The sequence below is a fragment of the Stenotrophomonas sp. YJH_SMC_133 genome (assembly GCF_059370655.1).
Map to the genome: position 1 here is coordinate 24,242 of NZ_JCAFTW010000017.1, position 23,913 is coordinate 48,154.

Genomic DNA, 23,913 nt, shown 5'->3' on the forward strand with positions numbered 1-23,913 from the left:
ATGTCTTCAATTCCGCCTTCGCAGGGCCGTCTCGGCCGGGCCACACCCAACCCCGCCGCCGCCGATGATGGCGACGCACTGCACTTCTGCAGCACCTGCGCGTTCTCCGACGCATGCATGTCGCAGGGTTACGACAAGACCGCACTGGGCGACCTGCACGTGCTGGTCGACCATGTCGGTCCGTTCCATGCAGGTGACTACATCTTCCGCGCCGGCGAATCGTTCGATTCGATTGCTGCGGTGCGCGCGGGCATGGTCAAGACCTTCGTCGATGACAGCCAGGGCAACGAGCAGGTGCTGGGCTTCAGCCTGCCGGGCGAAGTGATCGGCCTCAACGCGATCCACGGTTCGCGCTTCCCCTGCAATGCGGTGGCGCTGGACACCGTGCACCTGTGCCGCATCTCGTTCCCCAAGCTCAGCCTGTTGGCGACCCGCATGCCGGGGCTGCAGGCCAAGCTGTTCAGCCTGCTCAGTGCGGAGATCGGCAAGGTCGCGACCCTGGCCGCCAACCACCGTACCGAAGAACGCATGGCCGCGTTCCTGCTGGACATGTCCGAGCGCTACGCGCGGCGCGGTTTCTCCGCCACGCGCTTCAACCTGACGATGGCGCGTACCGAGATCGCCAATTACCTGCGGATGGCGCCGGAAACCGCCAGCCGCGTGCTGCGCCGCCTGAGCGATGATGGGATCATTGCGGTGAAGCAGCGCGAGATCCTGTTGCTGCAGCCCGAGCGCCTGGCAGCGCTGGCGGTGGCCGACGAATCCGATCCGAACTGAACCTGGCCGGGAGCCGACGATGAAGCGAGCTGGACTGTTGTTGCTGGGACTGCTGGCTACGGTGCCGGCCTGGGCGGCCGAGCTGACGGTGTCTGCGGCATCGAGCCTGACCGAGAGCTTCCGCGAGCTGGGCGCGGCGTATGAGAGGGCGCACCCGGGAACCAAGGTCGATTTCAACTTTGCCGCATCCGGCGTGCTGCTGCAGCAGATCAGCCGTGGCGCACCGGTGGATGTGTTCGCGTCGGCCGATGAAACCACGATGGACCAGGCCCAGCAGCAGGACCTGCTGGCGGCCGGTACCCGCGAGGTGTTCGCGGTGAACGCGCTGTGGGTGGTGGTACCGCCGCAGGCCAGGGCCGCGCCGCGCACCTTGAAGGACCTGGCCGGTGCCGGTGTGCAGCGCGTTGCGCTGGGCAACCCGGACAGCGTGCCGGTCGGTCGCTATGCCAAGCGTGCGTTGGAAGCGGCCGGCCTGTGGCCGTTGGTACAGGGCAGGATCATCACGACGCAGAACGTGCGCCAGTCGCTGGATTACGTGGCGCGCGGTGAAGTGGATGCCGGCTTCGTCTATGCCACCGATGCACAGGCGATGCCCGACCGCGTGCGCCGCGCCTTCGCGGTTCCGGTGGCGGGGCGCATTGCCTATCCGCTGGCGGTGACCAGGGCCAGCGCGCAGCCGGCCGAAGCCAGGCGCTTCACCGCCTTCGTGCGTTCGGCGCAGGGCCAGGCGATCCTGGCCAAGCACGGGTTCGGCAAGCCCTGACGCATGGATCTGGACTGGAGCGCACTGGGGTTGTCGCTGAAGGTGGCCGGCTGGGCCACCGCGATCAATCTGGTGCTGGGCGTGGCACTGGGCGCGCTGTTGGCGCGGCGGCGCTTTCCCGGCCGCGAGCTGCTGGATTCGCTGCTGACCCTGCCGATGGTGCTGCCACCGACGGTGCTGGGCTATTACCTGCTGGTGCTGATCGGCCGCAACGGCCCGATCGGCGCGTGGCTGCAGTCGTGGTTCGGCATCAACCTGGTGTTCACCTGGCAGGCCGCGGTGATCGCCGCGGCGGTGGCTTCGCTGCCGCTGGTGTTCAAGCCGGCACGCGCGGCGTTCGAAGAAGTGGACGGGCAGCTGGAACAGGCTGCACGCACGCTGGGTGTGTCCGAAGCAGCGGTGTTCTTCCGCGTCACACTGCCGCTGGCATGGCGCGGCATCCTGGCCGGCCTGTTGCTGGCGTTTGCGCGCGCGATGGGTGAATTCGGCGCGACGCTGATGGTGGCCGGCAGCATTCCGGGCCGGACGCAGACGCTGTCGATCGCCATCTACGAGGCGGTGCAGGCCGGTCAGGATGGCAAGGCCAATGCGCTGGTGATCCTGACTTCGGTGGTGTGCATCGTGATCCTGTTGCTGGCAGCGCGGCTGGTGGGCGGACGTCGCCGGGAGCTGCGTGATGTGGCTTGACCTGCAGGTGCAGCGCCGCCTGCAGGCGGCCGGCCAGGATTTCGTGTTGGATGTATCGCTGCAGTGCACGCAGCGGCAGGTGGTGCTGTTCGGGCCTTCAGGCGCCGGCAAGAGCCTGACCCTGAAGGCGGTCGCCGGGCTGCTGCGGCCGGGCCAGGGCCATGTGCGCCTGCAGGGGCAGACCCTGTTCGACGCGGCCACCGCTGTGGATCTGCCGCCGCAGCGCCGCCGGCTGGGCTACGTGTTCCAGGATTACGCGTTGTTCCCGCACCTGAGCGTGCGCCAGAACGTGGCGTTCGGGCTGCAGAAGGGCTGGTTGAATCCGCGGGTCGGCCAGCGTTTCGATGCGGTGGAGCAGTGGCTGCACGCATTCCGCATCGACACGGTGGGCGATCTGCTGCCGTCGCAGGTCTCCGGTGGCCAGCGCCAGCGCACTGCATTGGCGCGCGCCCTGGTGACGCAGCCGCAAGCGCTGCTGCTGGATGAGCCGTTCTCCGCACTGGACCATGACCTGCGCCAGCATCTGCGCCAGGAGCTGGAGACCGTGCTGGACAAGACCGGCATTCCGCTGCTGTTGATCAGCCACGATCCACAGGACGTGGCCATGTTCGGCCAGCAGGTGGCGCGCGTGGTGGACGGCCGCATTGTCGGCAATTGACCCGTGATGGACGCACCGGCGACGGTGGGTCACATCTGATGGTAGTGCCGGCCGCTGGCCGGCAACCAAGGGATACTGGGCAGCCGGCCAGCGGCCGGCTCTACCGTGATGCACGGGCGATGGTTGGCTACATATTCTGGTAATGCCGGCCAGCGGCCGGCTCTACCGGTCCAGGATTCGTGCAGTCCAGTGGTACCGATCAATACAGCTCACAGTGCGTGCGGCCTTCACCGCGCAGCGCGTCCCAGCGCCCCTCGCCACCAATGGCATCGATGGCCTCGCGCACCGCGCCTTCCAGATGGCGCTTGTTGCCGCACAGGTAAAGATGCCCACCGCGGGCCAGGACGTCGCGCACTTCGCTGGCGCGCTGCTGCAGCACGTGCTGCACATAGATCTTTTCAGCGCCATCGCGCGAGAACGCGGTATGCAGGCCGGCCAGCACGCCACGCGCGTGCCAGTCCTGCAGCTGGTCTCGATACAGGTAATCGTGCTGGCGGTGCTTCTCGCCAAACACCAGGTGCACCTCGCGTTCGCAGCCGTTGGCCTGCAGCTCCTGCATCAGGCCCATCAGCGGTGCGATGCCGCTGCCGGTGCCGACCAGCAGCAGCGGCGCCTGGCCGGTATCGGGCAGGTGGAAGCCAGGGTTGGAGCGGCAGTACACACGGGCGTGCTCGCCGCCATGCAGCAGGCTGCCGGTGGCGGTGCCGAAGCGCTCGCGGCCGCGCAGGGGGTAGCGCACTTCGCGCACGCACAGGCTCAGCTGGTCGTCGCACGGGTGTGAGGCGATCGAATAGGCACGCGGCAGCTGCGGTGACAGCAGTTCGCGCAGCCGGGCCAGCGGCACGCTGTCCGGCGTGGCGTGGTCCTGCAGCACGTCCAGCAGGTCCAGGCCGTGCAGGTAGGCTTCCAGCTCGCGCTTCTGGCTGACCTTCAACAGGCCCTTCAGTACCTCGCTGCCGCCGAGCTTGGCCAGTTCGCGCAGCACGCCCTTGCTCAGCAGGCGCAGCTCGCGGTCGTGCAGGGCGGCCACGGCGGCGGTGTCGCCGTACCAGGTAGCCAATGCCTGCAGCAAGGCAGGGTCGTTCTCGGGTACCACGTGCAGGGTGTCCCCCGCGCGGTAGGCCATGCCACTGCCGGCAATGTCCAGTTGCAGGTGCCAGGCGGCCGGGTCGCTGCTGTTCAAGCGGCGGCGTTCGAGGATGGGAGCGGCAAAGGCATTGTCTTCGCCATAAGCGGTGACCTGCAGGTGCAGATCCTGGCCAGCGCTGAGGTTGCCGTTCAGCACCTGGCCAAGCACCGGCTGCCATTGCTGGAAGAACTGCTCGTAGCCCAGGTCGGCATCCACGCGGCGCAGCAGTGGCTGCGCCTGGCGCTCGCTCAGCGCGGCATCCAGCGCCTTGGTGAAGCCGCAGAAGCTCGGGTAGCCGGTATCACCGAGCCCGAACACTGCATAGCGCAGGCCGCTCAGCGTCGGGATCCGGCGCAGCGTTTCGAAGAACTGCTCGCCATTGGCTGGCGGCTCGCCGTCACCGAAGGAACTGGAGATCGCCAGCAGCACATCGCCTTGGCCGAGACTGGCTACGTCGATGTCGTTGAACGGGAGCACCTGCGGCCCATGCGGCTGCAGCTCCGCGCCCAGGCGCTGGGCCAGGGCGCGGGCGTTGCCCGACTCGGACGCGAAACCCACCAGCAGACGGCTGAAGGGCGTACTGGTCGGGAGAGCGTTCACGCGGCCTCGTAGAAGTCGTCGAACTTTTCCTTGCTGAACTCGACCAGGTCATAGTTCTGCATCAGGTCGTTCACCACGCGGCGGATGCTGATGTACGAAGTGATGTTGCCATCGGCGTCGAACAGCGGCTGCACGGTGGTGTCGACCACGTAGAGCACGCCGCCTTTGCCAAGGTTGGGCACGATGCCGGTCCAGGTTTTGCCGGCCTTGATCGTGTCCCACATGTCCTTGTAGACGGCCTTGGGCACGTCCGGGTGGCGCACGATGCTGTGCGGCTGGCCGATCAGTTCCTCGCGGGCGAAGCCGGTGAGCGTGCAGAACAGGTCATTGGCGTAGGTGATGTTGCCCTGCAGGTCGGTGGTGGAGATCACCATGACGTTCTGCATGGCGTTCAGCAGCTGGGCGTTGTCGGGGGTGTAGCTCATCGCAGGGTCCTTGTGGATGCCGGCCGCGCCGGCGTGTTCGGGTCCTGCATAGGAATACGCCCGCGCGGCGGCGGGCGGTTTGACATTGGTCAAGCGCGTAGCGCGAAGGCCTGCGACCGGGTGTCGCAGGGTGAGTCTCTTAAAGACCAATCCAGCTCGGCTCAGGCGGCACGTGGGATTGCCAACAGCCGGGCGTGGGCTCGGCCCCATCGCAGGAGACACGGGCAGGAGGCGGGCGCATGTCATGTGTACTGAGCTCATGACGTGTTGTCACAAAGAAATCGCCATGGCTTCACGGTTGATTGATCGCATGCAGGGCTATTGTCGTCCTGAGCCTCTCGCTGACGTCCCCCACGTCCTGCGTCGACTTCCTTCCCACCATCAGCGCCCGTCCGGGCGCCGCTGGCGTCCGTCTGCCTGAAATACCCGAGAGACCCTCCCATGGCCCGCGCTGTCCAGTCCGCTTCATCTGTTGTGACCTCTCCCGGTTCGCTCGTGCCGATCGGCACCCGGCGTGGCCACTCGCAGCCACTGCAGCTGCCGGAGCTGGTACAGCGTGTGTTGTTCGTCGCGACCGAGATGGCCGACTTCATCAAGGCCGGGGGCCTGGGCGACGTGGCCGCAGCCCTGCCGCGTGCGGTACGCGGCGCCTGTGATTCGCGCGTGCTGCTGCCCGGCTACCCGGAGGTACTGCAGCGCCTGCCACAGCTGCAGCGGGTGGGACAGGTCAGCGCGAGGGCGGGCCTGCCTGCGTGCGGGATCGGCATGGCAGTGCAGGCAGACGGCCTTCCGATCTACGTGCTGCTCTCGCCAGAGCTGTACGAGCGCGAAGGTTCGCCATACGTCGATGGGCAGGGCCAGGAGTGGAAGGACAACGCGGTTCGCTTCGCCACGCTCTCACACGCGGCGGCGGAGATTGCGGCCGGGCGTGCCGGGCTGGACTGGTCGCCGCAGCTGCTGCACCTGAATGATTGGCCTGTGGCCATGGCGGCAGCCTACGTGCGTTGGGACCGGACCACCGTGCCGACCCTGCTGACCATCCACAACCTGGCTTACCAGGGGCTGTTTCCGTATGCGCTTGCACCTGTGCTGGGCGTGCCGGTCGAACACCTGGATGAACTGCACTTCCACGGGCAGATGTCGTTCCTGCAGGGTGGCATCACCAATGCCACGCGGCTGAACACGGTCAGCCTGCGCTACGCGCAGCAGATCACCGCCCCGGATGACGGCTGCGGGCTGCATGACCTGTTGGCGCGCCGGGCGGCCGGCGGACACCTGAGTGGCATCGTCAACGGCATCGACGCCAGTTGGGATCCACGCCGCGACATCCACCTCAAGGCCCATTTCGGCATCGGCGAATGGACCGGGCGCGCCACCAATGCGCACGCGGTGCGCAGTGCATTCGGCCTGGCGCCCTCGGCCGGCCCGCTGTTCGCGGTGGTCTCCCGCCTGGTGCACCAGAAAGGCCTGGACATCACATGCGACGTGGCGCCGCAGATCGTGGCGGCCGGCGGCCAGCTGGTCATCATCGGTGGCGGCGAGCCGCAGGTGGAAGCGCAGGTGCAGGCGCTGGCCCGGCGCTACCCCGGACGGGTGGGCGCATTCATCGGCTTCGAAGAGGCGCTGGCCCGCCAGATGTTTGCCGGCGCCGACTTCCTGCTGATGCCTTCGCGTTTCGAACCCTGTGGGTTGAGCCAGATGTACGCGCAGCGCTTCGGCTGCCTGCCCATCGCACACGCGACCGGCGGGCTGGTCGATACCGTCGAGGATGGCGTGACCGGATTCCTGTTCCACGGCGCCAATGCCGATGGCCTGCGCCGCTGCGTGGAACGGGCGATGCGCACCTTCCGCCTGCCCGGCCTGCTGCAGGCCATGCGCCGCGCCGCCATGCTGCGGCCGGGTGGCTGGGACGCGGCCGGACGCGCGTATCTGGCCCTGTACCAGCAGACCTGCCAGGTGGCCGCATGAGCCACGACAGCCTGCAGCCGGTCGCCCTCGAGGACGACTCCATGGCAACTGCCGGACGGGAGGAGGGCGTGGTGGCTCCGGTCCTGGACGACCTGGTTCATGCACGGCCGGCCGATGCGTTTGCCTGGCTCGGGCCGCACCAACAGCCCGATGGCCAGCGCCAGCTGCGCGTTCTGGTGCCCCACGCGCGTCGCGTGGAGGTGATTGCGGGCCCGGAGCGGCGCTGGGATCTGCAACCGGGCCCCTTGCCCGGCCTGTTCGAAGGTGCAGCAGGTGAAGCGCCCGTGCCGCTGCTCGCCCTGCATTTCGAGCAGGGTGTGGAGCAGGTGCACGATGCCTATTCCTTTGGTCCGTTGCTGGATGAGGCACTGCTGCAGCATTTCCATGCCGGTGATGCTGATGCAGCGCGGCAGTTGGGCGCAGTAGCGATGCAGGTACAGGGTATCGACGGGGTGCGCTTCGCGGTGTGGGCCCCCAACGCACGAAGGGTTGCCGTGGTCGGCGATTTCAACGGGTGGGATGGCCGGCGCCATCCGATGCGGCTGCGCCACACCGCTGGCGTGTGGGAGCTGTTCCTGCCTGGCGTGCAGGCCGGTGCCCGTTACAAGTTCCGCATTGTCGGCGCCGACGGCCGGGTGATGCCCGACAAGTTCGATCCGATGGCGCGCTGGGCCGAGCTGCCACCGGCCACCGCCTCGCGGGTGCCTTCGGCCGCGCCGATGCAGTGGCACGATGATGCATGGTTGGCGGCGCGGCGGCAGGCCGGAACCTGCACGCCGCTGTCCATCTATGAAGTGCATGCGGGCTCCTGGCAGCGCAGCGACGATGGTTCGCCGCTGGACTGGGATGTCTTGGCCGACCGGTTGATTCCGTACGTGGCAGGGCTTGGTTTCACCCACATCGAGCTGCTGCCGGTCAGCGAGCATCCCTTTGGCGGTTCCTGGGGCTATCAGCCACTGGGGATCTACGCGCCGACGGCGCGCCATGGCACGCCACAGGCCTTCGCACGCTTCGTGGACCGCTGTCATCAGGCCGGCATCGGGGTGATCGTGGACTGGGTGAGCGCGCACTTCCCCAACGATGCGCATGGCCTGGCCGGGTTCGATGGCACCGCGCTGTACGAGCATGCCGACCCGCGCGAAGGGGTGCACGCCGACTGGGACACGCTGATCTACAACTATGGCCGCAACGAAGTGGCCGCCTACCTGATCGGCAGTGCATTGGAGTGGGTGGAGCGGTTCCACATCGACGGTCTGCGCGTGGATGCCGTGGCGTCGATGCTGTACCGGGATTACAGCCGTGCCGAGGGCCAGTGGATACCCAACGAGCAGGGCGGGCGCGAGAACCTGCAGGCGGTCGCTTTTCTACGGCGGATGAACCAGACGCTGAGGGAGCGCTTCCCGGACGTGCTGGTGATCGCCGAGGAATCCACCGCATGGCCAGGGGTGACCGCGCCGGTGGAGCAGGGCGGGCTTGGTTTCACCCACAAATGGAACATGGGCTGGATGCACGACACCCTGCAGTACCTCGGGCGCGATCCGGTTCATCGCCAGCATCACCATAGCGAGATCAGCTTCGGCCTGGTCTACGCCTTCTCCGAACGGTTCGTGCTTCCGCTTTCGCATGACGAGGTGGTGCACGGCAAGGGAGCGCTGCTGGCCAAGATGGCGGGCGAGCCGGCGCAGCGGCTGGCCCAGCTCCGCGCGTACTACGGTTTCATGTGGGCGCACCCGGGCAGCAAACTGCTGTTCATGGGCGGCGAGTTCGGCCAGGGACAGGAGTGGTCGCACGATGCGTCACTGGACTGGGCACGGGCGGCCAGCAACGAGGGCCAGGGCCTGTCGCGCCTGGTGGGCGACCTCAATGGCGTGCTGCGCTCCGAACCTGCGTTGCACCGCGACGAACGCGACGAACGCGGTTTCGACTGGAGCGTGGCCGACGACAGCCGCAACAGCGTCTACGCCTTCATCCGCCGGGATCCGGCCGGTAGCGGCCGCACCCTTCTGGTAGTGAGCAACTTCACTCCGGTACGTCGCGACGGCTACCGGGTCGGTGTGCCGCAACCGGGGTGTTGGACCGAACGGCTCAACACCGACAGCGGTTACTACGGTGGCGGCAACGCGGGAAACCTCGGCGCAGTGCATACCGAGCCGCGGCCGATGCATGGTCACGCGCAGTCGCTGCGGCTGACCCTGCCGCCGCTGTCCACGCTGTATCTGCAGGTTGATGCATGACCACAGTGGCGCCGCGCCTGGGCGCATGGCCGGTGGCCGGTGAAGGTGTCGAGTTCCGCGTGTGGGCACCGGACGCAGGCACCGTGGCGCTGTGCCTGCAGGGCGTGCTGCGGCCGATGCACCGCGACCCGGACGGCTGCCACTGGCTGCGGACACAGGCGTCGCATGGTGACCGCTACCGGTTCCGCCTGCCGTCCGGCCAGGACGTGCCCGACCCGGCCTCGCGCTGGCAGCCGGACGGCATCGACGGCGACAGCGCGGTGGTGCTGGATACGGAGGCAGCGCGGCCTGCCTGGCACGGGCATGCCTGGCAGGACCTGGTGATCTATGAAGTGCATATCGAAGCGGGCGGCGGCTTCGCTGCGCTGGCTGCGCAGCTGCCGCTGCTGGCGGCGCTGGGCGTTACCGCCATCGAACTGATGCCGGTCGCGCAGTTTCCCGGGCAGCGCAACTGGGGCTACGACGGCGTGTTCCCGTATGCGCCGGCCCATGCCTACGGCGGGCCGGCAGCGCTGAGGACCTTCATCGAGGCGGCGCACGATGCAGGGCTGTCGGTGCTGCTGGATGTGGTCTACAACCACTTCGGACCGCAGGGCAACCACCTGCGCGACTACGCGCGCGGGTTCTTCCGTGACGATCGCAGCACGCCGTGGGGCGAGGCCATCGACTTCCGCCAGCCCTGGGTGCGGCGCTTCTTCATCGACAATGCGCTGATGTGGCTGCGCGACTATGGCGTCGACGGACTGCGCCTGGATGCTGTGCACGCCATTGACTATGACCGGTTCCTGCAGCAGCTGGCCGATGAGGTACGCGCTGCGGTGCCGCAGGCGCACCTGGTGCTGGAGAACGAACGCAACCAGGCGCGTTGGCTGCGCGGCGCCTATCAGGGGCAGTGGAACGACGACTTCCACAACGCGCTGCATGTGATGCTGACCGGCGAGCAGGAAGGCTATTACGCGGCCTATGCCGGGCGCGCCGAAGCACTCCTGGCGCGCTGCCTGGCCGAGGGATTCGCCTGGCAGGGCGAACCGGACCTGCGCGGCGATCCCCGCGGCGAACCCAGCGCCGACCTGTCGCCCGCGCGTTTTGTGGTATTCGCGCAGAACCATGACCAGGTGGGCAACCGCGCTTTCGGCGAGCGCCTGTCGATGCTGACCGATCCTGCGCCGCTGCGCGCGGCGCTGGCCCTGACCCTGCTGACGCCGATGATCCCGCTGCTGTTCATGGGCGAGCCGTGGCAGGTGCAATCGCCCTTCCTGTTCTTCACCGACTACGCGCCGCCGCTGGACGAGGCGGTGCGTGAAGGGCGTCGCCGTGAGTTCTCCGGTTTCAGTGTCTTTGCTGACGCCGCCGCGCGCGCGCGTATTCCGGACCCGAACGATGCGGCGACCCTGCAGGCGTCGTACACGCCGCCGCCCGGCGATGATCCCTGGTCGCAGCACTGGCTGCGCTGCACGGGTGAGTTCCTCGGCCTGCGCAGGCGCTATCTGCAGCCGGGCCTGCTGCAGGCGCGGTCGCTGGGCGCGCGCGTGCTGGGCCAGGGCGCGGTGCAGGCGGGCTGGCAGTTGCCATCGGGCCAGTGGTGGATCGCGATCAACGTGGGCCCTGTGCCGGTGGCGCATGCGGTGCCGGCCGGCGAGTGCGTCGTGGGGCCGGACGCGGCCGCGATGCTGCCGGCAGGCGGCGGTGCGCTTGCGCGCTGGATCGCCGCATGAATACGGATGCGGCGGTGCGGGAGGCGGCCCGTCGTGCGGGCCTGCTGGTCCGCTGGACCGACGTGGCCGGAGCAGAGCGCGAGGTTGCGCCGGACGTGCTGCGCGCCGTGCTGTCGGAGTTCGCGTGCGACGGTGCGCCGGTGGCCCACCCGTTGCTCACCGCCTGCTGTGGTCAGCTCCTGGCCATGCCTGAGGCAACGGGCGCGGCGTGCTGGGTGGACGAGCAGGGCGCAGCGTTGCCTGCACGTGCGGATGCGCAAGGGCGCTGGCGGGTTCCGGATCAGCCAGGCTATTGGCAGTGGCGCCAGGGCGGGCAGCAACAGGCGGTTGCGGTGGCACCGCAGCGTGCCTGGTGGCCGCAGGGCCTGCTGCGCGGTTGGGGTCTGTCGGCGCAGGTCTACAGCCTGCGCGCGCCCGGTGATGCCGGCATCGGTGACAGCGCCGGCTGTGCGCGGTGGCGCGAGCTGCTGCACCGTCACGGCGGCGATGCACTGGCGTTGAGTCCGCTGCACGCCGGCCTGCCACCGGGCCCGGGCTACAGTCCTTACTCGCCCAGCGACCGGCGCTGGCTCGATCCGCTGCAGGTGTCGCTGCCGCAGGTTTTGCCGGAGGCCGCCAGCAGCGTGTTGCGCGAGGACGAAGCACTGGCGATGGCCGTTGAAGCGGCTACCGCAGCACGCCGCATCGACTGGCCGCACTCGGCGACAGTGAAGTGGCGCTGGCTGCGCCAAGTGCGCCAATGGCTGCGGCAGCAGGCGCCGGCACAGTACGAACAGATGCAGACGTGGTGCGATGCGCAGGGCGAACCCCTGCTGCGGTATTGCCAGCACGCCGCCGACCGCTTCACTGGAAGCGCCGACGACCATGCGTTTGCGCAGTGGTTGGCGCGGCAAGGCTGGGCGCAGGTGCAGGCGGGACTGCGCAGCGACGGCGCGTCGATCGGACTGATCGCGGATCTGGCAGTGGGTTGCGCACCGCAGGGCGTCGAGGCCCGGACCGGCGGCGACCGTCTGCTGCAGGGCCTCGAGCTGGGCGCGCCGCCGGATGCGTTCAATCCGCTGGGCCAGGCCTGGGGTATCACCAGCTGGTCACCCTCTGCGTTGCAGCGCGAGGGGTTTGAACCGTTCATCCGCGTGTTGCGCGCCGTGATGGCGGGTCGCGGTGGATTGCGCATCGACCACATCCTCGGCCTGCAGCGGCTGTGGGTGCTGCCGCGTGGCGCGGGCGCCGGGCAGGGGGTGTACCTGCGCTATCCGTTCGATGATCTGATCAACCTGCTGGTGCTGGAATCGTGGCGCCATCGCTGCGTGCTGATTGGCGAAGACCTGGGCGTGGTTCCTCCGGGTATCCGCCAGCGACTGGCAGCCCGTGGCGTGCTGGGGCTGGAGGTGCTGCCGTTCGCCCGCAACGGTGAGCGCTTCCTGCCGGCGCCACGGTGGCGCCGCGATGCGGTGGCCATGCCCTCCACCCATGATCTGCCGCCGCTGGCCGGCTGGCTGCGTGGGCGCGACCTGCGCTGGCGTGCACGCCTGGGTGAGCTGACCGAGCTTCCCGCGGCGCTGCACGCGCGTGCCAGCGAGGTACAGGCGCTGTCCGCAGTCGCCCGGGGCGAGGGCGCGACGCTGGAAGCGCGTGCGCTGTCACTGGTGGCGCACGCACCTTCACGGCTGGCGCTGCTCCCGCTGGAAGATGCGCTGGGCAGCCGCGCGCAGGTGAACCTGCCGGGTACCGTCAGTGGTCACCCGAACTGGCGCCGACGCTTGCCGCTTGCGTGGGATCCGGACGCGGCCGATGCGCGCATTGCCCGGTTCAGCGCCACGCGACGCAAGGCGGGACGATGACCCGGTTGCGTGCCACCGCACGCCTGCAGCTGCATGCAGGCTTCAACTTCGAGGCCGCTGCGGCGCAGCTGCCGTACTACGCCGCGCTGGGCCTCAGCCACCTTTACCTGTCGCCGATCAGCGCTGCGATGCCAGGGTCCATGCATGGCTACGATGGCCTCGACCCGGCCCGCATCAATCCGGAACTGGGCGGCGAAGAAGCCTTCCAGCGGCTGGCGACAGCGGCGCGTGCGCATGGCATGGGCCTGATCCTGGACATCGTACCCAACCATCTTGCGGCATCCCCGCAGACGCCCTGGTGGAACGATGTGCTGCTGCACGGGTGCAGAAGTCCCCATGCAGGATGGTTCGACATTGACTGGGAGGCGCCGGGCTGCGAGGGCCGGCTCTGGCTGCCAGTGCTGGACCGGCCACTGCACGACGCCGTGCGCGATGGCGTGTTGCGCGTAGCAGTGGACGATGAGCGGCCGACGCTGCGTCATCACGGGCTGGCATTGCCGTTGTCTCCGCGCAGCCATCCGCTGGCACCCGCGCAGTGGCCGGCATGGGCGGAACGCTGCAACCGCAGCGTCGAACGGTTGCACACGCTGCTGCAGCGGCAGCACTACCGGCTGGCTTGGTGGCGCACGGCGGGCGATCAGGTGAACTACCGGCGCTTCTTCGACATCAACGAACTGGCCGCACTGCGGGTGGAGCGCGACGATGTGTTCGCGGCGGTGCATGCGCTGCCGTTGCGGCTGGTGCGTGAGGGGTGGGTTGACGGCCTGCGCATTGACCATGTGGATGGCCTGTCGTCACCCGGGCCGTACCTGCAACACCTGCGTGCGTCGCTCGACGCGGCCTGCGCGGCAGGCGGTCGCGACCCACAGGCAGTGAGCGTGCATGTGGAGAAGATACTGGCGGAGGACGAACAGCTGCGCGATGGCTGGGCCTGCGACGGCACGACGGGCTATGACTTCATGGACCAGGTTGGCGCCTGGCTGCATGATCCGGCTGCTGCACCCGCGCTCTCCCGCACCTGGCAAGCAGCGAGTGGCGACGCGCGCAGCTTTGACGACTTGCAGCAGGATGCCCGCAGCATGCTGCTGCGCACGTCGCTTCACACCGACTTCCAGCGACTGCTGCGCAGCGCGCAGCGGGTCCTGCAGCCCCGGCTGGCCGAAGCCGATATCGGAGCCGCTGCGCTTGCCCGTGCATTGGCCACGCTGCTGCGGCACTACCGTACCTACCGCCCCTATTCGCTGCAGGATGCGGGTGAACGGAAGGCCCTGGTGGACGCTGCCGTGGCAGCACGCGAGGCACTGGACGGTACGGCACACGCGGCACTGGATCTGCTGCTGCGGGCACTTCCCGGCGAGGCGGACGTCGAGCGCGCGCTGCGGGTGAGATTCGGGCAATTGGCCGCGCCGTTGAATGCCAAGTCGGTGGAGGACACAGCCTTCTATCGTTACTTCAGGCTGCTGTCGCGCAACGAAGTCGGAAGTGATCCGCAGCGGCTGGGCATGGAGGGACGCGAGCTGCTGGAACACGCAATGGGACGCCTGCAGCGCCATCCGCGGGCATTGCTTGCGCTGGCGACCCACGATCACAAGCGCGGGGCCGACAGCCGGGCGCGGCTGGCGGTTCTCAGCACCTGCACGGTCGAGTGGCGGGAGGCTGTGCGGCGCTGGAGCCGGATGTCGACCCGCGCGGGCGCGCCGATGCCGTTGCCGGGTGCCGAGGCCTATGCGCTGTGGCAGGCGCTCGTGGCCGCGTGGCCGATGCACGGTAACCCGGGCGCCGACTTCGCATCGAGGATGGTGCAATGGCTGACCAAGGCGTTGCGCGAGGGCAAACGGGTCAGCAGCTGGTCCGATCCCAACGTGGCGGTGGAGGAGGCCGCCGCGCAGTGGCTGCACGCGCTGCTGCATGGAGCGCCATTGCAGCCGGTGCGGGAGGCGCTGGCGACGTTCGTGGCGCGCATTGCGCCGGCCGGCGCCTGCAACGGCCTGGCGCAGCTGTGCCTGCAGCACTGCCTGCCCGGCGTGCCCGACCTCTACCAGGGCGGAGAAGGCTGGGACCTGAGCCTGGTGGACCCGGACAACCGGCGTGCCGTGGACTATCCAGTGCGGCAGGCGTGGCTGCGCGATACGCGCGGTTGGCCCGCCCTGCTGGAGGACTGGCGGGACGGTGGCATCAAGGCATTTCTGCTCAGGCGCTTGCTGGAGTGCCGCCGCAGGCACCCGCAGCTGTTCCTGCACGGCCAACTGCAGGCGCTGTCCGCACCGGCGCGTTCGCCCTGGCTGGCATTCGCGCGCAGGCATCAGGCGCAGGTGCTGCTGGTGATCGTGCGGCGTGGTTCGCCCACCGCCGTGCCCGGGCCCAGCCTGCACGCAGCACACGACGTCGGCACTGGCGTGATGCTGCACGGGCTGCCGACAGGCCGCATGCGCAACCTGCTGGACGGGCGCATCGAACATTTCAAGGCAACCGAGGACGCGGCACGGCTTCTGGCTGGCAGCCCGTTGGCGGTATGGATCAACGAGGAGACGGACAGGAATGGACAGCAGGGAACGACGGCAGCGGATTGAGGCATTGGCCCATCAGATATGGGAAGCGGAAGGGCGGCCGGACGACCAGCAGCAGCGGCATTGGCACATGGCCGAGCGCCTGGTGGAAGCCGAGATTGCCGCTGCGCGCGACGAGGAGGGAACCGATGGCCAGCCGTAAGTGGACGCAGACCTCGCGCGTGCGCGAAGGCCGGCCGTTCCCGCTGGGGGCGACCTGGGACGGCTTGGGTGTGAACTTCGCGCTGTACTCGCGGCACGCCACCCGGGTGGAACTCTGCCTGTTCGACGCGCGCAACCGTGAAGTCGAGCGTATCGCGCTGCCCGAGTACACCAACGAGATCTGGCACGGCTACCTGCCGGACGTGCGGCCCGGGCAGCGTTACGGCTACCGGGTGCACGGCCCGTATGCCCCGGAAGAGGGCCATCGCTTCAATCCCAACAAGCTGCTGCTGGACCCCTACGCCAAGCAGATCGTCGGCGAGCTGAAGTGGGCCCCACACCTGTTCGGCTACACCCTGGGTCACCGCGATGGCGATCTCAGTTTCGACCGCCGCGACAGCGCCGGTTACATGCCACGCTGTGCCGTGATCGATCCGGCTTTCAGCTGGGGCGCAGAGCGTGCACCTGCCACGCCCTGGGACCGGACCGTGATCTACGAAGCCCACGTGCGCGGACTGACCATGCAGCATCCCGACGTCCCGCAGGCCGAGCGCGGTACCTTCTCCGCGTTGCGGCACGATGCGGTGGTCGACCACCTCAGCCATCTGGGGGTGACCGCCATCGAGCTGCTGCCGGTGCATGCCTACGTGGATGACCAGCAGCTGCTCGAGCGCGGGCTGCGCAACTACTGGGGATACAACACCATCGGCTTCTTCGCGCCGCAGGCACGCTATCTGTCGCTGGGCACCGTGGCCGAGTTCAAGCAGATGGTCGCGCGCCTGCACAACGCGGGCATCGAGGTCATCCTGGACGTTGTGTACAACCACACGGCCGAAGGCAACGAGCTGGGCCCTACGCTGTCGTTCAAGGGCATCGACAACGCCAGCTACTACCGTTTGGCCGATGATCGCCGCTATTACATCAACGATACGGGTACCGGCAATACCTTCGACCTGACCAATGCCGGTGCGCTGCGCATGGTCATGGACTCCCTGCGCTACTGGGTGACCGAGATGCGGGTGGATGGGTTCCGCTTCGACCTGGCAACCATCCTCGGCCGCGAACGGCATGGCTTCGACGCCTCGGGCAGCTTCCTCGATGCGGTACGCCAGGACCCGATCCTGAGCCAGGTGAAACTGATTGCCGAGCCATGGGACATCGGCCCGGGCGGCTACCAGCTGGGCCAGTTTCCGCCGGGCTGGGCCGAGTGGAACGACCGCTTCCGCGACACGGTGCGCGCGCTGTGGCGTGGCGACGGCGGGCAGCTGGCGGAGTTTGCCACGCGCTTCACCGGCTCGGCCGACCTGTTCGAACACCACGGCAGGCGACCGTCGGCCAGCATCAATCTGGTGACCGCGCATGATGGATTCACCCTGCACGATCTGGTCAGCTACAACGATCGCCACAACGAGGCCAACGGCGAGGACAACCGTGACGGCCACTCACACAACCTTTCCAGCAACCACGGCGTGGAGGGAGACACCGATGATGCGGCGATCCTTTCGTTGCGTGCGCGGCAGATGCGCAACCTGCTGGCCACGCTGCTGCTGGCGCAGGGAACGCCGATGCTGCTGGCAGGCGATGAGTTCGGCCATTCGCAGCAGGGCAACAACAACGCCTACTGCCAGGACAATCCACTGAGCTGGATCGACTGGGAGCGCGCAGCATTGCCGGCTGCACAGGCGCAGGTGGCGTTCGTGCGGCGGGCGCTGTCGCTGCGCCGGCGCTACGGCCTGCTGCGCCGGAACCGGTTCCTGCGCGGCGAGTACGATGAGGCACTGGGCCTGCGCGATATCGACTGGCGGCATCCCGATGGTCGCGGCATGGAGGAAGCGGACTGGCATGACGCAGGGCTGCGTGCGCTGCTGATCGTGCTGGACGGTCGCAGCCCGGACAGTGGCCTGCGCGAGCCCGGGCGGCATGTCAGCCTGGCCCTGCTGTTGAACGCCGGGGAGCAGCCGCAGCGGTTCTGTGTGTCAGACGACGCCCTGTCGTTCCGGCGCGTACTCCTGCAGACCGACGAAACGCCGTTGGAGCCGGATGAGGAAGGCGCCTGGACGCTGCCGCCGCGCAGCCTGTGCGTGCTGGCGGCAAGCAGCAGCGCGTGATTGCACTGCTGCGCCACTACGGACCGCCGGGCATTGCCCGGCGTACCGGTAGCTACCCCATCAGATAGCGCAACACACCCGCCGAGACCACGCCGATCAGCACGGTCGGCAGCATCGACAGCCGCGTGGCGGCCAGCAGGGTGATGGCCAGTGCGGCCAAGTCGGCCGGCTTGTCGGCCACGAAGTCCGGGGCGATCACCGAGATCAGCACGCAGCCCGGCGCGGCTTCCATCACCGTCACTGCGCGTTTGCTCAGTGTGCGGTTGCGCAGCGCGAGGAAGCCGACGATGCGGGTCAGGTAGGTGGCGGCGGCCATCAGCACGATGGCCAGTACCGAGGTCCAGTGGATCAGGCCATCGAAGATCATGCTGCGTCCTCCGCCAGCAGCCAGGCCGCGGCCAGGCCGGCCAGTGCGCCGCTGGCCACGTACCACGCACCTGGCACCAGCAGGTAGGTAGCAGCGGCAACGACCAGGCTGACCAGCCACGGCCGCGCGGCCTTCATGCCCTGCCACATGCCGCGCAACAGGACCAGGAACACGGCGGGGAAGGCCATGTCGAAACCATAGGCGTGGATGTCGCCCAGCATCGGGCCAACGATCGCGCCCAGCGCGGTGCAGGCCACCCAGACCGTGTACAGGCCTGCCGATACGCCCAGGTAGTAGGCCAGGCTGAAGCCAAGCGCGCGTCGGCGCGCATCGGCCACGCCCATCGCCCAGCTTTCGTCGCACATGAAGAACAGCGCCGGCAGCACCCGGCGGCGCGGCAGGTGCTGCAGCAGCGGGGCCAGGCTGGCGCCCATCAGCAGGTGACGGCTGTTGACCAGCGCGGTGATGGCCACGATCAGTGCAATGTGCGGTGGCGAGGTCCACAGTTCGACGGCGGCGAACTCCGAGCCGCCAGCGAAGTTGAGGCCGGTCATCAGCGGCACTTCCAGTGCGCTCAGGCCTTTCTGGGCTGCCTGCGCGCCGAGCACCAGGGCGAAGGGAATGAAGCCGATCATCACCGGCACGGCGGCGCGCAGGCCGCGCAGGAATTCGGCACGCGGTGCGGTATCGCAGGTGTCAGGCAGGGGGAGGGTGGTACGGGCGTCCATCGAACGGCACAACAAGGTGGGGGTGGCCCATGCTAGCGGTCCAATCGCGAAATCGGGTTGCGTTGATACCACTTGATTCTGGATGATTGATATTTCATGCGGCCAGAAGTGGAAGAGGTGAAATTCCATGCAGTACCAGCTGGACAACCTCGATCGGCGCATCCTCGACGCCCTGCAGCGCGACGGCCGCCTGCAGAACCTGGAGCTGGCACGCCTGGTCGGGCTGTCGCCGTCGGCCTGCCTGCGCCGGGTGCGTCTGCTGGAGGAGGGCGGCTACATCGACCGCTATGTGGCCTTGTTGAACGAGGCCAAGGTGGGCCGTGGCTTCACGGTGTTCGTGCGGGTGTGGCTGCGCGGGCAGGACGAGGACACCACCAATCATTTCATCAACAGCATCAAGTCTTTCCCGGAAGTGCTTGAATGCCATCTGATGGCCGGTGACTGCGATTTCCTGTTGCGGGTGGCGGTGGCCGACCTGGATGCCTACCGGCAGTTCCAGATGCAGCACCTGAACCGGATTGCCGGGGTGCAGAACACCAAGACCGAGATTCCGATGCAGCGGATCAAGCAGACGACCCAGCTGCCGCTTTGAGGGATGGGGTTTGCGGCCGGGTTGCACCCGGCACCCGCGGGTAGTGCCGGCCGCTGGCCGGCAACCTCAGAAGCAACAGCCGAAGCAACAGCGTGCATTCCGTGGGACGGCGGGGTGGGTCCGGTTGCAGGGGACGCCGTAAACCCGTCCATGGGGGCTTGGCCGCGGCATCCATGCCGCGGACACCCCTGCACCCGGACCCACCCCGCCTTCGACAGATTTCCACGATCTGGTGGAACGGCATGAGCTGCTCTTGGTGGGTGTCGACCTTGGTCGACACGTCTGGGTCGGCACGGGGTCGGGTCCCGTTGCTGCGCAACGGGCTCTGACTCCGTGCGTAGATAGCGCGGTCTGTTCGATTCATTGATTCCTGATGGGCGACTGGGTTCACGTCGGCTGTAGGCAGCGGTCATCGCAATGACATGTGGCCTCGGTACGGTTTGAGCCCGCTTGCGGGTCGCGCGCGGGCCGGGGTTCCGGTGGTGGCGCGCGTCCATTGCAGCTGCTGTCGCTGCCGAGGGTCATGTGTTCTACGTCAGGGGGCTGAATGGACACCATGCGGTCAGAATCTGGAAGGTGGCCATCGCCGCATGGCTGCTGCTGTCCTTTGCCGCTGCCGCGCAGGACGCTGTTCATGCCTACGACATCCCTGCGCAGCCGCTGGAACAGGCGGTCGAGCGCTTCAGCGTCATCAGTGGGTGGTCAGTGATGTACCCGGGTGACCTGGCCGCCGGCCGCAGCAGCCATGCGCTGCGCGGCAGCCTGGCGCCGCTGCCTGCCTTGCAGGTGCTGTTGCAGGACTCCGGTATCGAGGCCGAGGTGATCGGCGAGCAGCGCGTGGTGCTGCGCCGGGGCGCGCCCTCGGCCGCTGAATCGGGTGTTGGCGCCGAACTTCCCGAGGCCGAGCGTCGGCGTCGCTACGGTGGCCTGCAGCAGCGGTTGCGTGCGGCGTTCTGTGACGACCCGGAGATCGCGCCCGGCCGCTATGCCGCGACGCTGCGCTTCCGCATCGACGGCGCGGGCCAGGTGAGCGAGCCCGAGCTGCTGTCAGGCAGTGGCAGCGCCCGCCGCGATGCGCGCCTGCTGCAGGCACTGCAGGGCTTGGTGCTGGCGCCCGATGCCGCTGCGCTGCCGCAGCCGGTGACGCTGCAGATCCGTCCTTCCGGCACCGACCACGACTGTGGCCGGCGCGCGCCCCTTCCATGACTTCAAGGATTCGAACATGAGCAACGGTACGGCTGGGGCAATTGACCTGATGGACCACCTTCTGGGTGCCTACGATGAGCTGAAGCGCCGGCTGGTGCGCAAGCTGGGCTCGGAGGAGCTGGCCGGCGACGCGCTGCAGGACACGTGGATGCGCCTGAGCGCGCGGCGTGACCGCCTGGATGCCGTGCAGAACCCCGCGGCCTACCTGCTGCGCATGGCAATGAATACCGTGATCGACCGCCAGCGTGCAGACCACCGCCTGCTGAGCCTGGAGGAGGTGGATACGCTGATGGACATGGCCGACCCTGCACCCGGCCCGGCGCAGGCGGCCGAACTGGACTTCGCGCTGGAAGACATGGTCGGCCTGCTGCAGCGCATGCCCGAGCGCCGTCGCCGCATCCTGCTGGCGATCCGCGTCGATGGCCTGCAGCAGCGCGACGTGGCCGATCGCCTCGGTGTGTCGCTGCGGCTGGTGCAGCGTGAGCTGAAGGCGGCCCAGGACTACCTGGCCGAGCGCAGCGGGCAGGGGCGCCAGGTGCGGTTCTGAACGGCGGCATCCGTCTACACTTTGACGCCGAGCAGAACCCCGCAGCGTGCGGGTCCGGCATGAGCCCCCATGGATCCTGACGATCGCCCGCAACGCCCGCTGGATGCCGTCGAGCGTCAGGCGCACGCGTGGGTGGTGCGGCTGACCTCGGGCGAGGCGACCGCCGCCGACGGGCGCAGGTTCCGTGCGTGGTGCGAGTCGGATCCGCGTCATCGTGAGGCGTTCGGCCGTGCGCGCCGGCAATGGGAGCAGGTACGGCTGGCCGGCGAGCAGCTGCCCGCCGCCGCGCGCCAACCGGTGGCGCCGACACCGGCCCAGCGCTGGAGCCGGCGCGCCTTCCTGGGCGCGGCGATTGCCGCCCCGGCCAGCCTGGTGGTGGTGGCGGCAATCCGCCCGCCGCTGGGGCTGTGGCCTTCGGTGACGGCGATGACGGCTGATTTCCACACCGGCACCGGTGAACGTCTGCAGATCGCACCCTTGCCACAGCTGAAGATCGAACTGGATACGCAGAGCAGCCTGCGCCGCCGCGCCGACGCGCAGGGCGAAGGCTTCGAGCTGGTGCAGGGCCAGGCCGCGATCGAGACCCTGGCCGGCCTGCGCCTGGCGTTGTTCGCGGGCCCGGGTTGCGTGATTGCCGATGAAGGCGCAGTGCGCCTGGATGTGCGCAACACCCACGGCCAGGTACGGGTGACCTGCCTGCAGGGCAGCGCCCGCATCGAGCATCCGCAGGGCCGGCTGCAGCTGCAGGCGGGTCAGCAGACCCAGTACGACGAGCGCCTCAGTGGCGTGGTGGCCGAAGCCGTGGCTTCTGAAGTGAGCGCCTGGACCGAAGGCATGCTGGTGTTCCGCCGCGCACCGCTGCGCGAGGTGGTGGACGAGATCAACCGTTATCGTCGTGGCAAGGTTCTGTTGGGTGAATCGGCGTTGGCGCGCGCGCCGGTCAGCGGTCGCTTCCGTATTGATGATCCAGACGCGGCACTGGAGCAGCTGCGACTGACGATGTCGCTGGATCTGCGTCGCTTTCCGGGTGGCATTGCCGTCCTTGGATAGATGAAGACGCTGGCCCTGTGCGCCGCGCAGGGCTGTTGCAAGCGAGGAGAGGCCAAGGATGCGCAACGAGACCATCGGTGTGCTGGATCTGCGTCGCAATCTGTCGGCGCTGCTGGAAACCACGCAGCGACGGCCATTGATGGTGCATCGCTATGGCTCACCTTGGGTGTGCGTGGTGTCCGATGCGCAGTGGCAGCAACAGGCGGTGCTGCTGGACTTTGATCCGCAGTCGCACCCGCTGGCGATGCTGCTGCGCCTGCAGCAGCAGTCGCTTCCGCTGCCTGAAGCCGGTGCGTTGCCGCCCGCGGCGGTTGCACGCGCACTGCTGTTGATGGACGTGCATCGCATTGAGGATCTCGCACAGCTGCACGACCAGGTGCTTCACCATCGCCTCTGGCATTGGTTCGTAGCAGGCACCCATGGTGTGATGGACGGCTGGCAGCTGCCGGCGCTGCGCGTTGCGATGGCGTCATGGTTCGACGACGTGGACATGTCCAATGCGCTGGCAACATTCGCCGCGCGCAGCGACGTGGCGATACTGGCACGCCGTTGTGGAGGCGAAGCACCGCGGCTGGAACGCGAAGCCTGCAGGCAGATGACGCTGCGATGACGTTGTCGATGAAGCGCCACGCAGTGCACAGAGCTGCATTCGCGCTGTCGCTTCACCTGCCTTGCTGACGTCTTCTCCAGAGTACGACGCACCACGCGTCGTGGAGCACGGGCGGCGCCGATGGCAGACAGTCGCAGGATCAGCATGCTGGAGCTGGATCGTCACCTGAGCCAGTCACTGGAGCAGGCACGGCATGCACCATTGAACGTGCAGCGCTATGGGCGCTCGTGGGTCTGGGTGCTGTCCAGCGATGCCTGGGCGGATGCGGCGCGCTGGGCGGCACTGGATGGTAGTGCGCACCCACTGGCGGCGCTGCGAAAAGCCCTCGACCTGCAGCTGCGGCCCTGGCCCGAGGCGGCGATGAGCCCGCTACCGCTTGATGCAGGCGATGCGCGGCTGCTGCAGCGCGCGGCTCTGCTGGTGGTCGTGCGCGGTCTGAACAGTGCCCAGCGCGTGTACGACGACCTGCGCTATCACCAGGCCTATCGGATGTTCATCGGCCTCGATCATGGAACGGCATGGTCGCCGATGCAGTGCGTGCGCCTGCTGCAGGCCTGCGCGCACCCGTTGCTGCGCGGCTGCATCGACGATGCGCTGGCCAGCGTGCCGCAGCACCTGTTCGAGTCTGCATGTGCCCCGGCTGCACGTATTGCGCCTGCACAGGGACACGCGCAGCGGATTTCCAGCGGATGTTTATCGTACTGACACATGCACCGCTGACCATGGCGCAGCGGTCTCTTCCAGGATGACGAGGGCGGAACAATGGCAAGGCAGGTTCGTGGTCGCAGGGCTCGGCAGCAGGGTTTCAGCCTGATCGAGATCATGGTGGTGGTGGTGATCATCGGCATCCTCGCCGCATTGATCGTGCCGCGGTTGATGGATCGCCCCGACCAGGCGCGCGTAGCGGCGGCGCGCCAGGACATCGCTGCATTGATGCAGGCGTTGAAACTGTTCAAGCTGGACAACGGGCGCTATCCCAGTGCCGAGCAGGGGCTGCAGGCGCTGGTGAAGCCACCGCAGGGCGGTGGCGCGATGCCGGTCACGCCCTATCTGGATCGCCTGCCCAATGATCCATGGGGCCATCCGTACCAGTACCAGATTCCCGGAACCCATGGCGACATCGATGTGTTCTCGCTGGGCGCGGACAGCAAGCCCGGTGGCGACGCCGGGAATGCGGACATCGGTTCCTGGCAGCTGTGA

At 68.1% G+C, this 23,913-nt stretch carries 22 protein-coding genes; 18 read left to right on the forward strand and 4 right to left on the reverse strand.

Annotation, left to right across the window (positions count from 1 at the left end; all coding sequences use genetic code 11):
* From AC5P78_RS19640 to AC5P78_RS19655, 4 genes are read left to right on the forward strand one after another with little or no spacing between them, the layout of a single operon-like run.
* On the forward strand, positions 1-777 hold the full coding sequence (locus tag AC5P78_RS19640; RefSeq protein WP_010485317.1) for a helix-turn-helix domain-containing protein: 777 nt from the start codon (positions 1-3) through the stop codon (positions 775-777).
* Positions 778-796: 19 nt separating this feature from the next.
* Positions 797-1,540: a molybdate ABC transporter substrate-binding protein gene (gene modA / locus AC5P78_RS19645; RefSeq protein ID WP_049397975.1), complete on the forward strand. Its 744-nt coding sequence runs from the start codon at positions 797-799 to the stop codon at positions 1,538-1,540.
* A gap of 3 nt (positions 1,541-1,543) precedes the next feature.
* Entirely contained in the window at positions 1,544-2,227 is a 684-nt protein-coding gene (gene modB, locus AC5P78_RS19650) for a molybdate ABC transporter permease subunit (RefSeq protein ID WP_005409908.1), read from the forward strand.
* Positions 2,217-2,885 carry a sulfate/molybdate ABC transporter ATP-binding protein gene (locus AC5P78_RS19655; RefSeq protein WP_049397976.1) on the forward strand — a complete coding sequence of 223 codons (669 nt, stop codon included), beginning with the start codon at positions 2,217-2,219 and terminating at the stop codon, positions 2,883-2,885. The genes modB and AC5P78_RS19655 overlap by 11 nt, the downstream gene beginning before the upstream one ends.
* 199 nt (positions 2,886-3,084) lie before the next feature.
* Here AC5P78_RS19655 and AC5P78_RS19660 read toward each other — a convergent pair whose 3' ends face one another.
* Positions 3,085-4,614 (reverse strand): diflavin oxidoreductase, encoded by a 1,530-nt coding sequence (locus tag AC5P78_RS19660; protein ID WP_414498246.1) that lies wholly within the window; start codon positions 4,612-4,614, stop codon positions 3,085-3,087.
* On the reverse strand, positions 4,611-5,039 hold the full coding sequence (locus AC5P78_RS19665; protein ID WP_005409905.1) for a PAS domain-containing protein: 429 nt from the start codon (positions 5,037-5,039) through the stop codon (positions 4,611-4,613). Before AC5P78_RS19665 ends, AC5P78_RS19660 begins: the two co-directional genes overlap by 4 nt.
* Positions 5,040-5,480: 441 nt before the next feature.
* Between AC5P78_RS19665 and glgA the strand changes: the two genes are divergently transcribed.
* Genes glgA through glgX form a run of 7 tightly spaced genes read left to right on the forward strand, consistent with a single transcriptional unit; the run spans position 5,481 to position 17,613 of the window.
* Entirely contained in the window at positions 5,481-7,007 is a 1,527-nt protein-coding gene (gene glgA / locus AC5P78_RS19670) for a glycogen synthase GlgA (protein ID WP_080354138.1), read from the forward strand.
* Positions 7,004-9,241 (forward strand): 1,4-alpha-glucan branching enzyme, encoded by a 2,238-nt coding sequence (locus AC5P78_RS19675; protein WP_099473565.1) that lies wholly within the window; start codon positions 7,004-7,006, stop codon positions 9,239-9,241. The genes glgA and AC5P78_RS19675 overlap by 4 nt, the downstream gene beginning before the upstream one ends.
* Positions 9,238-10,956 (forward strand): malto-oligosyltrehalose trehalohydrolase, encoded by a 1,719-nt coding sequence (gene treZ, locus AC5P78_RS19680; RefSeq protein WP_033835073.1) that lies wholly within the window; start codon positions 9,238-9,240, stop codon positions 10,954-10,956. Before AC5P78_RS19675 ends, treZ begins: the two co-directional genes overlap by 4 nt.
* The gene (locus tag AC5P78_RS19685) at positions 10,953-12,797 is read left to right on the forward strand and encodes a 4-alpha-glucanotransferase (RefSeq protein ID WP_033835072.1); all 1,845 of its coding nucleotides are present in this window, start codon (positions 10,953-10,955) and stop codon (positions 12,795-12,797) included. The genes treZ and AC5P78_RS19685 overlap by 4 nt, the downstream gene beginning before the upstream one ends.
* Positions 12,794-15,367, forward strand: a complete 2,574-nt coding sequence (gene treY, locus AC5P78_RS19690; protein ID WP_495217331.1) for a malto-oligosyltrehalose synthase — start codon at positions 12,794-12,796, stop codon at positions 15,365-15,367. Before AC5P78_RS19685 ends, treY begins: the two co-directional genes overlap by 4 nt.
* Positions 15,336-15,506 carry a DUF2934 domain-containing protein gene (locus tag AC5P78_RS19695; protein WP_005413658.1) on the forward strand — a complete coding sequence of 57 codons (171 nt, stop codon included), beginning with the start codon at positions 15,336-15,338 and terminating at the stop codon, positions 15,504-15,506. Before treY ends, AC5P78_RS19695 begins: the two co-directional genes overlap by 32 nt.
* Positions 15,493-17,613 carry a glycogen debranching protein GlgX gene (gene glgX / locus AC5P78_RS19700; protein WP_414498248.1) on the forward strand — a complete coding sequence of 707 codons (2,121 nt, stop codon included), beginning with the start codon at positions 15,493-15,495 and terminating at the stop codon, positions 17,611-17,613. Before AC5P78_RS19695 ends, glgX begins: the two co-directional genes overlap by 14 nt.
* 52 nt (positions 17,614-17,665) lie before the next feature.
* Here the strand turns inward: glgX and AC5P78_RS19705 are convergent, their stop codons facing one another.
* Both AC5P78_RS19705 and AC5P78_RS19710 read right to left on the reverse strand, forming a co-directional pair.
* Complete coding sequence (locus tag AC5P78_RS19705) at positions 17,666-17,980, reverse strand: AzlD family protein (protein WP_012480455.1); 315 nt, start codon at positions 17,978-17,980, stop codon at positions 17,666-17,668.
* The gene (locus AC5P78_RS19710) at positions 17,977-18,708 is read right to left on the reverse strand and encodes an AzlC family ABC transporter permease (protein ID WP_014037422.1); all 732 of its coding nucleotides are present in this window, start codon (positions 18,706-18,708) and stop codon (positions 17,977-17,979) included. The genes AC5P78_RS19705 and AC5P78_RS19710 overlap by 4 nt, the downstream gene beginning before the upstream one ends.
* A 127-nt stretch (positions 18,709-18,835) precedes the next feature.
* Between AC5P78_RS19710 and AC5P78_RS19715 the strand changes: the two genes are divergently transcribed.
* The 7 genes from AC5P78_RS19715 to gspG all read left to right on the forward strand — a co-directional run bounded on the left by AC5P78_RS19715 (position 18,836) and on the right by gspG (position 23,913).
* Positions 18,836-19,300, forward strand: a complete 465-nt coding sequence (locus AC5P78_RS19715; protein ID WP_005413654.1) for an Lrp/AsnC family transcriptional regulator — start codon at positions 18,836-18,838, stop codon at positions 19,298-19,300.
* Between the two features lie 525 nt (positions 19,301-19,825).
* Positions 19,826-20,506, forward strand: a complete 681-nt coding sequence (locus AC5P78_RS19720; protein ID WP_062606536.1) for a TonB C-terminal domain-containing protein — start codon at positions 19,826-19,828, stop codon at positions 20,504-20,506.
* Positions 20,507-20,522: 16 nt separating this feature from the next.
* Entirely contained in the window at positions 20,523-21,053 is a 531-nt protein-coding gene (locus AC5P78_RS19725; RefSeq protein WP_062606577.1) for an RNA polymerase sigma factor, read from the forward strand.
* A gap of 69 nt (positions 21,054-21,122) precedes the next feature.
* Positions 21,123-22,103: a FecR family protein gene (locus AC5P78_RS19730; protein ID WP_005409893.1), complete on the forward strand. Its 981-nt coding sequence runs from the start codon at positions 21,123-21,125 to the stop codon at positions 22,101-22,103.
* 58 nt (positions 22,104-22,161) lie between these two features.
* Positions 22,162-22,713, forward strand: coding sequence for a hypothetical protein (locus AC5P78_RS19735; protein ID WP_012480451.1), 552 nt, complete (start codon positions 22,162-22,164; stop codon positions 22,711-22,713).
* Positions 22,714-22,857: 144 nt separating this feature from the next.
* On the forward strand, positions 22,858-23,418 hold the full coding sequence (locus AC5P78_RS19740) for a hypothetical protein (RefSeq protein ID WP_005409891.1): 561 nt from the start codon (positions 22,858-22,860) through the stop codon (positions 23,416-23,418).
* A 57-nt stretch (positions 23,419-23,475) separates the two neighbouring features.
* The gene (gspG, locus tag AC5P78_RS19745) at positions 23,476-23,913 is read left to right on the forward strand and encodes a type II secretion system major pseudopilin GspG (RefSeq protein ID WP_414498249.1); all 438 of its coding nucleotides are present in this window, start codon (positions 23,476-23,478) and stop codon (positions 23,911-23,913) included.

What these genes read in the sequence shown, in the direction of transcription:
- glgA (WP_080354138.1), top strand. Translation starts at nt 5,481, where the DNA reads ATGGCCCGCGCTGTCCAGTCCGCTTCATCTGTTGTGACCTCTCCCGGT.
- AC5P78_RS19730 (WP_005409893.1), top strand. Translation starts at nt 21,123, where the DNA reads ATGGATCCTGACGATCGCCCGCAACGCCCGCTGGATGCCGTCGAGCGT.
- AC5P78_RS19695 (WP_005413658.1), top strand. Translation starts at nt 15,336, where the DNA reads ATGGACAGCAGGGAACGACGGCAGCGGATTGAGGCATTGGCCCATCAG.
- gspG (WP_414498249.1), top strand. Translation starts at nt 23,476, where the DNA reads ATGGCAAGGCAGGTTCGTGGTCGCAGGGCTCGGCAGCAGGGTTTCAGC.
- AC5P78_RS19740 (WP_005409891.1), top strand. Translation starts at nt 22,858, where the DNA reads ATGCTGGAGCTGGATCGTCACCTGAGCCAGTCACTGGAGCAGGCACGG.
- AC5P78_RS19710 (WP_014037422.1), bottom strand. Translation starts at nt 18,708, where the DNA reads ATGGACGCCCGTACCACCCTCCCCCTGCCTGACACCTGCGATACCGCA.
- AC5P78_RS19735 (WP_012480451.1), top strand. Translation starts at nt 22,162, where the DNA reads ATGCGCAACGAGACCATCGGTGTGCTGGATCTGCGTCGCAATCTGTCG.
- glgX (WP_414498248.1), top strand. Translation starts at nt 15,493, where the DNA reads ATGGCCAGCCGTAAGTGGACGCAGACCTCGCGCGTGCGCGAAGGCCGG.
- AC5P78_RS19705 (WP_012480455.1), bottom strand. Translation starts at nt 17,980, where the DNA reads ATGATCTTCGATGGCCTGATCCACTGGACCTCGGTACTGGCCATCGTG.
- AC5P78_RS19640 (WP_010485317.1), top strand. Translation starts at nt 1, where the DNA reads ATGTCTTCAATTCCGCCTTCGCAGGGCCGTCTCGGCCGGGCCACACCC.
- modA (WP_049397975.1), top strand. Translation starts at nt 797, where the DNA reads ATGAAGCGAGCTGGACTGTTGTTGCTGGGACTGCTGGCTACGGTGCCG.
- treZ (WP_033835073.1), top strand. Translation starts at nt 9,238, where the DNA reads ATGACCACAGTGGCGCCGCGCCTGGGCGCATGGCCGGTGGCCGGTGAA.
- AC5P78_RS19655 (WP_049397976.1), top strand. Translation starts at nt 2,217, where the DNA reads ATGTGGCTTGACCTGCAGGTGCAGCGCCGCCTGCAGGCGGCCGGCCAG.
- AC5P78_RS19725 (WP_062606577.1), top strand. Translation starts at nt 20,523, where the DNA reads ATGAGCAACGGTACGGCTGGGGCAATTGACCTGATGGACCACCTTCTG.
- AC5P78_RS19685 (WP_033835072.1), top strand. Translation starts at nt 10,953, where the DNA reads ATGAATACGGATGCGGCGGTGCGGGAGGCGGCCCGTCGTGCGGGCCTG.
- treY (WP_495217331.1), top strand. Translation starts at nt 12,794, where the DNA reads ATGACCCGGTTGCGTGCCACCGCACGCCTGCAGCTGCATGCAGGCTTC.
- modB (WP_005409908.1), top strand. Translation starts at nt 1,544, where the DNA reads ATGGATCTGGACTGGAGCGCACTGGGGTTGTCGCTGAAGGTGGCCGGC.
- AC5P78_RS19665 (WP_005409905.1), bottom strand. Translation starts at nt 5,039, where the DNA reads ATGAGCTACACCCCCGACAACGCCCAGCTGCTGAACGCCATGCAGAAC.
- AC5P78_RS19715 (WP_005413654.1), top strand. Translation starts at nt 18,836, where the DNA reads ATGCAGTACCAGCTGGACAACCTCGATCGGCGCATCCTCGACGCCCTG.
- AC5P78_RS19675 (WP_099473565.1), top strand. Translation starts at nt 7,004, where the DNA reads ATGAGCCACGACAGCCTGCAGCCGGTCGCCCTCGAGGACGACTCCATG.